Here is a 9133-nt window from a genome sequence, read left to right as displayed (position 1 = left end):
GGGCGGGCTCGCTCGCTACTCGTCGAGGATGGATTCGCTGATGTTCATGCGGGCCGCGCGGGCGGCGGGCAGGAAGGCACCGACGAAGCAGAGTCCGAACGCGACGACGACGTAGAGGATCGTCGAGTACTGCGGCGCGTAGCCGATGTCGACCGAGGTGGTCACGCCGAGCACCTTGTCGCTGATGACATGTAGCAGCTCGCCGCTGAGGACGCCGAGGACCGACCCGACGGCCGCGATCGCCGCGGCCTCGGCCAGCACCATCCGGGAGATGAACGTCCGCGACGCACCCATGGCCCGCAGCACCCCGAGTTCGCGTCGGCGCTCGATCACCGACAGCAACAGCGTGTTGAGCAACGCGACCGCGGCGACGAGCGCCACGATCCACTGGATCGCGATGGTGAAGGCGCCGGACCGCTCGACTGACGCGCGGGTCGCGTCGAGGGTCTCCTCGCCGGTGTAGACGTAGACGGGCTGCGAGGCACCACCCGCCGCCGAGGTCGCTGCGGCGTCGACCGCGGAACGGACCTGCGCCTCGTCGACCCCCGGCGCGTAGGTGACCTGCAGGAAGCTGTTGCCGGGGCGCTGGAACCACTGCGCCAGCAACGACTCCGACATCGCGGCCGTGCCCGAGTCGAGGGTCACGTAGTCGACGGACTCGAGGACCTTCAGGGTGTGGAAGCCGGTGGGCGTGGCGAGCCGGATCTCGTCGCCGACGCCGGCGTCCAACGCGCGACCGAGCACCTTCGAGATGATGATGCCCTTGCCGTCGAGCACCTGCTGCACGACCTCGGGCGAGGCCTTCTTGACGTACGGCGCCTGGATGCCCGGCGCGAGCCCCTGCATCAGGATCCTGGCCTCGCCGAGGTTGACCGTCGCCCACTGCCCACCGACCACGCGCTCGACACCGGGAACCGCCGCGACGCGGTCGCGGATGGACGAGTCGAGGATCGGCCCGCTCGGGATGTTCTCGACCGGTTGCGACGAGACGTAGAGATCGGGGTCGGCGAGACCGTCGAGCGCACCGGACACCGAACCGACCAGGTCGTTCATCGCACCCGACGTCCCGATCCCCACCGACACGGCCACCGACACCGTCATCAACGTCGCCCACGCCCGACGCGGGGTGCGCTCGGTGTTGACCGCGGCGAGCTTCCCGGGCCCACCGAACCGCGACGCCAGCGCGGTCACCGCGCGCACGAGCGGCTTGGTGATCGCGAAGAAGAACAGCAACGACCCGATGCTGGAGACGACCGCGGCGGCGAACACCAACCGTCCCTGCACCGTGTAGGCGATGACCCAGCCGGCCGCCACCAGCGCGACGCCACCGACCCCGGCCGCCCACTCGATCACCCCGGGCCCGCGGTCGCGGGCACTCAGCTCGCCCGGCACCATCGCCTCGATCGGTGACAGCGCGAACACCGACCGCGCCGCGAGCACACTCGCCGCCACACACGCCAGCACACAGGCGACGACGGCGACCGGCCCGACGTACCAGGGCAGGTGATAGGTCAGCGTCGCGCCGAACCCCTCCGCCGTCACCGACGGCAACCGCCCGATCAACCACCGACCGGCCAGCACGCCGAAACCGATCCCGATCAGTCCACCGACGAGTCCGAACAGCGCCGCCTCGCCGATGAGGTCACGCACCAGCGGCCCGCGCCGGCCCCCGATGGCCCGGACCATCGCCAGCATCTTGCGGCGCGACGCCACCGCCATGTTCATCGTGTTGAAGACCAGGAACGCCGCGATCACCAGCGAGATGAGCGCGACGAGCAGTGTCGAGTCCCGGGTGACCGCGCTGGCCGTCTCCACCTGCTTGGCGCGGAAGTCGGGGTTGTTGACCACGGCCCGCCCGTCGACGACCCGCTCGATGTCGGCGCGCAGGGTGTCGGTGTCGACGCCGGGGGCGGCCTTGACCAGGATCGAGTCCAGCCGCCCGCTCTGCTGCGTGATCCGTTGCGCCAACGGGAGGAACGCGACGATGAACCGCCCGTTGTTGATGGGCGCGGCCGCATCCGAGTCGACGACGCGGGTGACCTCGGCGTCGACGCCGTTGACACTCACCCGCTGCCCCACGCGGTAGCCGAGCCCCGGACCGACCGCGATGCCGGAGGTCAGTTCGGACGACGACACTCCCCCACCGCCGCCCGACTGCGCCGTGAGCACCGACCGGATCGCGCCACCGAGCCCGAGGATCGTCAGATCCGAACCGAGCACCGACACCTGTTCACCGTCGATCGACACCGACGACTGCACGAGCGGGGCGACGGTGGCGGCCTGCGGCACCTCGCGCCGGATCGCGTCCACGAGCGACTCCTCGAGGCCGCTGTCGCCGATCGCGCTGACGTCGAGGTCGGCCGAGCCCGACACGGTCGAACTGAGCTGTCGCACCGAGGAACTGAGCGATCCGTAGGTACCCAGGACCGCCACGATCAGCATCGACGACACCATGATGACCATCAGCGAGGTGATCACCCGGAGTCGGTGGCTGCGCAGCTCGCGCAGGTTGAGCACGCGCACCCGGGTCCACGCGGGCACGGGATTCAGGCGGGCGGGTACGAAGCGGGACGTCACGGTGCGTCGGCGGATTCTTCGATCCGCCCGTCGCGCACGGTGACCGAGCGGTCGGCGACCGCGGCCGCGCCTGCGTCGTGGGTCACCATGACGACGAGACGACCGGAGTCGTCGTGGGCCAGGCCGCCGAGCAGGTCGAGGATGGCCTGCCCGGTGTGCGAGTCGAGGTTCCCGGTCGGTTCGTCGGCCAGCACGATCCGCGGGTTCATCACCAGCGACCGGGCGATGGCCACCCGCTGCATCTGACCGCCGGACAGCTCCGACGGTCGGTGGTCGGCGCGGTTGCCCAGACCGACCCGCTCGAGCAGGTCGATGGCGTCGGCCTTGGACTTCCGCAGGGGCGTGCTGTCGAGCAGCCGCGGCAGCGCCACGTTCTCCCACGCCGACATCGTGGGGACCAGGTTGAAGAACTGGAAGATGAATCCGACCTTGCGCCTGCGGAACTCGGACTGCTGATCGTCGGTCAGACGGCCGATGTCCTCACCGTCGACGCGGATGGTGCCCGAGTCGGGGACGTCGAGCGCACCCACCACGTGCAGCAGCGTCGACTTGCCCGCCCCCGACGGACCGACGATGGACACGAACTGTCCGCCGTCGAGCGTGAGGTTCAGGTTGTCGAGCGCGCGCACCCGCTGCTCACCCATCCGGTACTCGCGAACCAGGTCGACGGCCTCGATCATCGGGCCGGCGCCTGCGCCGGGGTCGGCCTGGGTCACCCGCGCCACCGGCCGGTCGCGACGAACTCGTCGAGCACGGCACGCGGGGCGTCGAGTTCCAGGCCCTGCGCGGCTACCCAGCCGTCGTCGAAATAGGTGTCGGCGTAGCGGTCGCCGCCGTCGCAGAGCAGCGTGACGACACTGCCGCCGCGGCCCTGGGCCACCATCTCGGCGATCAGCGTGAACGCGCCCCACACGTTGGTGCCGGTCGACGGGCCCACCCGGCGGCCGAGGGTGTCACCCACCAGGCGCGCGGTCGCCACCGACGCCGCGTCGGGCACGGTGAGCATGGTGTCGATGACCTGGGAGACGAACGAGGGCTCGACCCGCGGTCGGCCGATCCCCTCGATCCGCGAGCCGACGGGTGAGACCGTGGCGCCGTCCCCGGACGCGTAGGCCGGGGCGAACGCGGAGTTCTCCGGGTCGACGACGCACAGCCAGGTGGGGTGCCCGCGGTAGCGGATGTAGCGCCCGATCGTCGCCGACGTGCCACCGGTCCCGGCGCCGACCACGATCCACGTGGGGACGGGGTGCGTCTCGAGGGCGAGCTGGCTGTAGATGGACTCGGCGATGTTGTTGTTACCGCGCCAGTCGGTGGCCCGCTCGGCCATCGTGAACTGGTCGATGAAGTGCCCGCCGAGCTCGTCGGCCAGGCCGGCCGCGGCGGCGTAGACCTCGCCGGGACGGTCCACGAAGTGACACCGCCCACCCTGACGTTCGATGAGCGCCACCTTGGCCGACGAGGTGCTGCGCGGCATCACCGCGACGAACGGCACCCCGATCAGGGCCGCGAAGTACGCCTCCGACACCGCCGTGGAGCCCGACGACGCCTCGATCACCGGTGTGGTCTCGGTGATCCAGCCGTTGCACAGGGCGTAGAGGAACAGCGAGCGGGCCAACCGGTGTTTCAGCGAGCCGGTGATGTGGGTGCTCTCGTCCTTGAGGTAGAGATCGATCCCGGTCGGCGACCCGTCGGCGCCGACGAACCGGGCCCACTCCGGCAGCGGGAACCGCAGCAGGTGGGTGTCGGCACTCCGGGTCGCGTCGGCCTCGATGAGGCGGATCGCCGTGTCCACCCACGCGCGCGATCCCCGGTGGTCCACCAACGCCGACGCCCGACCGGCGGCGGTCATGCTCCGCGCTCTGAGCCCGTGCCGGGATCGGTTGGGCGCGTTGCTTTCCGGCCACCGGCCTTGGGTCCGTTCATGCCCTGCATGCGGCCCTGCAGCGCGTCGCGCTTGGCCTGACGGTCGGCGTCGACGTCGGCGATCGCGATGTTCAACTCGGTGCGCAGCCGCTTGAACAGCAGCATGCCCAGCGGCAGGGCGATCACGACGGCGAAGATGCCCGCGACCAGGATCGGGACGTCGACCCCGGCGAGGTGCCCGATGCCGTAGATCAGGGCCGCCACGACGACGAAGAGCCCGAGCCGCGCAGCGGTGTAGAGGGCCAGTCGGATGGCCAGTCGACGTCCGGGGCCGGCGGCGTTGTTCTCGCGTTCACTCACCCCGTCAGGGTACTTCCCGGGGCCGCGACGACCGCGATGCCCGATTTTTACCATTGATTTACCAACAGCTGACCGTTCGAACACCTTGCAATCTCGGTGTAATCATGTTGGAGGGCAACGCCAGAGCGGCCACCGGCCGCACCGACCGAGCTCCTGCGATCGCGGTCCCACCCAGCGGCCCGACACAGCATGAGGAGACAGATTATGACTGCCATCAACCACAACCCGATCTCCGCGATGACGTCGAGCGCGATGCCCATCACGCCGCGCGCCGCGAGCCAGCACACCCTGACGCCGGGACAGGTTGCCGCGATGTTCAACGTCAACCCCAAGACCGTGGCGCGCTGGGCCAGCTCGGGTCTGCTGGGAGCGATCCGTACCCCCGGTGGCCACCGCCGATTCCGTGAGGCCGACGTCGTCGCCCTGCTCAACCGCAAGACCGACTAGAACATCTCGCACGCAACCTCCCGTACCCTGAATTACCGGGTACATGTGGAGGTTGCTTGTGATCTATCTGTTCGCTCTCATCGGGGCGGTCGCCGTTTCCTACTTGGTCTGGAAAGCATTCGGCCCGCAGCCGAAGGACACCGTCACGCGGGGTCGTGGCCCCATCGGACCCGATGACGACACCGACTTCCTACTCGACCTCGACCGCAGCGGCCGGCGTGGCCCCCGCCCCACCTCGGGCGGACCCGCGACCCCTCCCGACGACTCCTCGACGCCCGACGCCGATCCCCACACACCGCGTCCGGACGACGATTCCACCGGCGGCGCACCGCACCGTGACGACCCCCGCCCGGGCGCGTCCACGTAGACGCGATTTCCCGACTGCAGCACCCATGTCGTCTTCGCGATCGCGAATATCTGCGATCGCCTGAATGCGGCATCTCGTTTACGACCTCAAAAGGTAGAGTCGAACCGTAACCGGTCTTCGCCTGGAGTAATCCGCGATCACGAAGTGCGGTACGCGAGTTCAATCTGCTGTAGGAGTCGGCCGTCCGCGGTCGGCTTCGAGAAGTTTGGGGAGCACGAATGACCACGACGACCGATGTGAACACCGGACGTACTTTCGCCATGAGTCTCAACGAGTTGTTCGAGACCGTCCGCGACGAGAACGGTATTCCGTACACGGGCAAGAAGATAGCGCTGAAGGCCAACCGCCTGGGCTACACGCTCAGCGACGCCTACATCTCGCAGCTGCGCACCGGGAAGGCGAAGACACCGTCGTTCCGCACGGTGGAGGCGATCTCGCGTGCGTTCGAGATCAGCGTCACCTACTTCCTCTCCGACCCGGACGAGGACCTCAAGCGCGTCGAGCAGCAGCGCGAGTACGTCGCGATGGCCGCCGAGACCGGCGCGCATCTGGCCGCGTTCCGCCACGAGGAGCTCTCCGAGTCGACCATCGATGTCGTCATCGAGCTGCTCAAGGTCGTCAAGAAGCAGCAGGCCGACCGCGTCAAGGATCAGGCGTAGCCGCTACCCGTTTCCCGGGCGCGACAATCCCCAATTTGTCGTCGCACCCGGTTTTTAGTTTCTGGCACGAATGGCTCGCTCTGACGACGATTTTCGCCTGGGCGACTCACCACCCGCGCGTCTCACCTACCCGCGTGGCTCACCTACCCGCGTGGCTCACAGCCCCGCGTAGGAGTGCAGTCCCGAGACGACCAGGTTGATGATGAACAGGTTGAAGAGCATCGCGACGAAGCCGGCGATGTTGATCCACGCGGCCGAGGTGTTGCGCCAGCCGGCGGTCGCGCGGGCATGCAGATACGCCGCGTAGATGATCCAGGCGATGAACGACACCGTCTCCTTGGGATCCCAGCCCCAGAAGCGGCCCCAGGCCGACTCGGCCCAGATGGCACCACAGATGACGCCGAGGCCGAACAGCGGGAACGCGAAGACGACGGTCTTGTAGGCGAGGCGGTCGAGGGCCTGCGCGCTCGGGATGCGCTCGAGCACGCGCCCCCACACGCCGGCGCCGGCCTCGGGGTAGCGCAGCTTGATCAGGTAGAGCGCGCTGGCCACACCGGAGACCAGGAACACCCCGGAGCCGACCGAGACGATCGAGACGTGGATGGCCAGCCAGTACGACTTGAGCGCGGGTACCACCGGGGCGGCCTGGGTGTAGAGCCAGCGGCCGGCGATGAACATCAGCAGCGCGACGGGGACCAGGACGAACGAGAGCAGCGGACGGTTCTCCGGCCGACGCAGCACGACGATGCCCGCGATCACCCCGGCGACGCACGACAGGCTGATGAACTCGTACATGTTGCCCCAGGGCATGCGGTCGGTGGCCACGCCGCGGGTGACGATCGAACCGAGGTGCGCGAGCGCCCCCAGGATCACGACCGGGAAGGCCATCTTCGCGATCCGGTCGCCGAAGCCGGTCCGCTCGCGCGCACCGACCTTGCCCGGCGTCCGGTCGATCGCCGCGGGCGGCGGGGTCGCACTGCCCGCACCCGTCTTGACCAGGACGTTGCTGCTCTGCTCCTCGGCCGGGCTCACCGCGCGCGAGCGCGTGGAGGCGAGTGCGGCCAGGAACATGATCATGGCCAGCACGTACAGCGTCAGCGTCGTGCCGAAGAGCAGGTCGGAGTACCGGGACACGCCCTCGTCGATGTTGTTCACTCCGCAGTCACCTCTCGCTGGTCGTGCGTCGTCCGGTCCGCGCTGGTTCGTCGATCTCCAGCAACCGCTTCACCAGGTCACCGAAGCCCTCGCCCCAGCCGGCCTGATCCGTGCGGGCCAGACCCGCCATCTCTACTACTGTAAGTCGTTTGTCGCCGGTGGCTGAATCCGCCGCCGCCGGAGACGGCCCGTGCGACAGCGTGAGCCGGGCCCACACGCGGCGGCGTTTGATGAGCAGCGACACCAGCAGCCCCAGCAACATCGCGATCGCCGAGATCAGCACGTACTGCTGGGCGGGGTCGTGTGAGACCTGCAGCGACACCCACGGCTGGAAGCCGTCGAAGCTGACCTTGGTGCCGTCGTCGATCGTCGCGGTCTGACCGGGCGTCAGGTTGACCTGGTCCTTCTGGATCAGGCGCCCCTGGTTGATCAGGTTCTGATCGAGCGAATAGACGTTCTGCGGCCGGCCGGTGTCGAGACCGGTGTCGCCCTTGTAGATGCGGATGGCGACGGCGGGGTCGCGGGCATCGGGGAACGACGACGACAGCAGCGTGTTGTTGGCACCCGAGTACAGGGCCGTGGGCGCGAACAGTCCCTCGAGCGCGATCTGGTTCTTCCGACGCACGTCCTCGTTGGGGTACAGCCCACCGGGGGTGTCGAAGCGCGCGGCGCCCGACGACAGCAGGGTGACCGCCTCGTTCGGGGTGAACGGGACCGTCTGGGTGCGCTTCTCCCCGTTCGGGAACGTGACGGTGAAGGTGGGCGCGTATCCGTGACCGAGGAGGTAGACCCGGTCCCCGACGACGCGCAGCGGGTCGTTGACCTTGAGGGTGGCCGGTTTGGAGTCGCCGGTGTCGAGGTCCGAACCGGTCTGGTAGCGGACGTCGGCGGAGTACTGGTCGGCCTGACCGTTCGGCAGGTAGTCGGCCTTGAACGAGTCGACCTGCACGCAGAACGGCGCGAGCTGGGTGCCGTCGACGAGGTTGCCGCCGCGGAAGGAGTCGTAGACCGCGGTGGAGGTGTTGCACAGCCCCTGGTCGCCGTCGGCGACGAGGATGCGGGTGCCCTCGTAGCCGTAGATCTTGCCTGCCGCGATCGCCACCAGCAGCGCCAGCAGCGAGAAGTGGAAGACGAGGTTGCCGAACTCGCGGAGGTAGCCCTTCTCGGCCGAGATCTCGACGACCTCGCGGGTGGTCCCGTCGGCGTCCGTGCGGGTGACCGTGGAGGAGACCTTGCGCCAGCCACGCAGGTTGCCCATCAGCCGCTGCCCGATCTCCTCGGGCGTTCCCTCGACCTCGTGACGCTCGTGGCGGGGCAGGCGGGTCAGGTTGCGCGGGGTGGCGACCGGGCGGGCGCGCAGCGACTTGGCGTGCTCGATCATGCGCGGCGTCAGACACCCCACGAGCGAGATGAACAGCAGCACGTAGATCGCGGTGAACCAGATGCTGGAGAAGACCTCGAAGAGACCGAGGCGGTCCATGATCCGCGCGGGCAGACCGTGGTCGGCGATGTAGGCGGCGGTCTTCTGCTCGTTGAGCGAGCGCTGCGGCAGCAGGGCCCCGGGCACCGCGGCCAGCGCGAGCAGGAACAGCAGCGCGAGCGCGGTGCGCATCGAGGTCAGCGACCGCCACGTGTTGCGGGCCGGCCACCACAGGCGACGCTTCCACGTCGGCGCGGGCGGCGGCGTGGGAGCGTCGCCTGTGGT

The 9133-nt window shown here is 69.0% G+C and carries 9 protein-coding genes; 3 read left to right on the top strand and 6 right to left on the bottom strand.

From position 1 onward, the window contains the following. Window positions 1-15: 15 nt before the first annotated feature. The 4 genes from JHC79_RS13310 to JHC79_RS13295 are packed head-to-tail and all read right to left on the bottom strand — an operon-like array spanning window position 16 to window position 4800. Window positions 16-2541 carry an ABC transporter permease gene (locus JHC79_RS13310; protein WP_296391516.1) on the bottom strand — a complete coding sequence of 842 codons (2526 nt, stop codon included), beginning with the start codon at window positions 2539-2541 and terminating at the stop codon, window positions 16-18. A gap of 32 nt (window positions 2542-2573) precedes the next feature. Further along, window positions 2574-3257: an ABC transporter ATP-binding protein gene (locus tag JHC79_RS13305; protein ID WP_296391562.1), complete on the bottom strand. Its 684-nt coding sequence runs from the start codon at window positions 3255-3257 to the stop codon at window positions 2574-2576. A 32-nt stretch (window positions 3258-3289) separates the two neighbouring features. After that, a complete protein-coding gene (locus tag JHC79_RS13300) occupies window positions 3290-4426 on the bottom strand; it encodes a PLP-dependent cysteine synthase family protein (protein WP_296391514.1) in 1137 nt (378 codons plus the stop codon). Beyond that, the gene (locus tag JHC79_RS13295; protein WP_296391513.1) at window positions 4423-4800 is read right to left on the bottom strand and encodes a DUF4229 domain-containing protein; all 378 of its coding nucleotides are present in this window, start codon (window positions 4798-4800) and stop codon (window positions 4423-4425) included. The genes JHC79_RS13300 and JHC79_RS13295 overlap by 4 nt, the downstream gene beginning before the upstream one ends. Window positions 4801-5004: 204 nt before the next feature. Between JHC79_RS13295 and JHC79_RS13290 the strand changes: the two genes are divergently transcribed. The 3 genes from JHC79_RS13290 (at window position 5005) to JHC79_RS13280 (ending at window position 6273) form a co-directional block, all read left to right on the top strand. Further along, entirely contained in the window at window positions 5005-5247 is a 243-nt protein-coding gene (locus JHC79_RS13290) for a BldC family transcriptional regulator (RefSeq protein WP_296391512.1), read from the top strand. Window positions 5248-5305: 58 nt separating this feature from the next. After that, a complete protein-coding gene (locus JHC79_RS13285; protein WP_296391564.1) occupies window positions 5306-5614 on the top strand; it encodes a hypothetical protein in 309 nt (102 codons plus the stop codon). A gap of 260 nt (window positions 5615-5874) precedes the next feature. Continuing rightward, entirely contained in the window at window positions 5875-6273 is a 399-nt protein-coding gene (locus JHC79_RS13280; RefSeq protein ID WP_296391560.1) for an XRE family transcriptional regulator, read from the top strand. A 156-nt stretch (window positions 6274-6429) separates the two neighbouring features. Here JHC79_RS13280 and ccsB read toward each other — a convergent pair whose 3' ends face one another. Both ccsB and JHC79_RS13270 read right to left on the bottom strand, forming a co-directional pair. Next, a complete protein-coding gene (gene ccsB, locus JHC79_RS13275; protein WP_296391509.1) occupies window positions 6430-7428 on the bottom strand; it encodes a c-type cytochrome biogenesis protein CcsB in 999 nt (332 codons plus the stop codon). Between the two features lie 7 nt (window positions 7429-7435). Beyond that, window positions 7436-9133, bottom strand: a 1698-nt coding sequence (locus tag JHC79_RS13270; RefSeq protein ID WP_296391508.1) for a cytochrome c biogenesis protein ResB, incomplete at its 5' end; no start/stop codon positions are given.

Source organism: Williamsia sp., assembly GCF_016462415.1.
Taxonomy (GTDB): domain Bacteria; phylum Actinomycetota; class Actinomycetes; order Mycobacteriales; family Mycobacteriaceae; genus Williamsia_A.
This window is presented reverse-complemented; position numbering and strand designations above follow the sequence as displayed.

Coding starts and splice junctions, on each gene's coding strand:
- JHC79_RS13290 (WP_296391512.1), top strand. CDS start 5,005: ATGACTGCCATCAACCACAACCCGATCTCCGCGATGACGTCGAGCGCG.
- JHC79_RS13305 (WP_296391562.1), bottom strand. CDS start 3,257: ATGATCGAGGCCGTCGACCTGGTTCGCGAGTACCGGATGGGTGAGCAG.
- JHC79_RS13280 (WP_296391560.1), top strand. CDS start 5,875: ATGAGTCTCAACGAGTTGTTCGAGACCGTCCGCGACGAGAACGGTATT.
- JHC79_RS13300 (WP_296391514.1), bottom strand. CDS start 4,426: ATGACCGCCGCCGGTCGGGCGTCGGCGTTGGTGGACCACCGGGGATCG.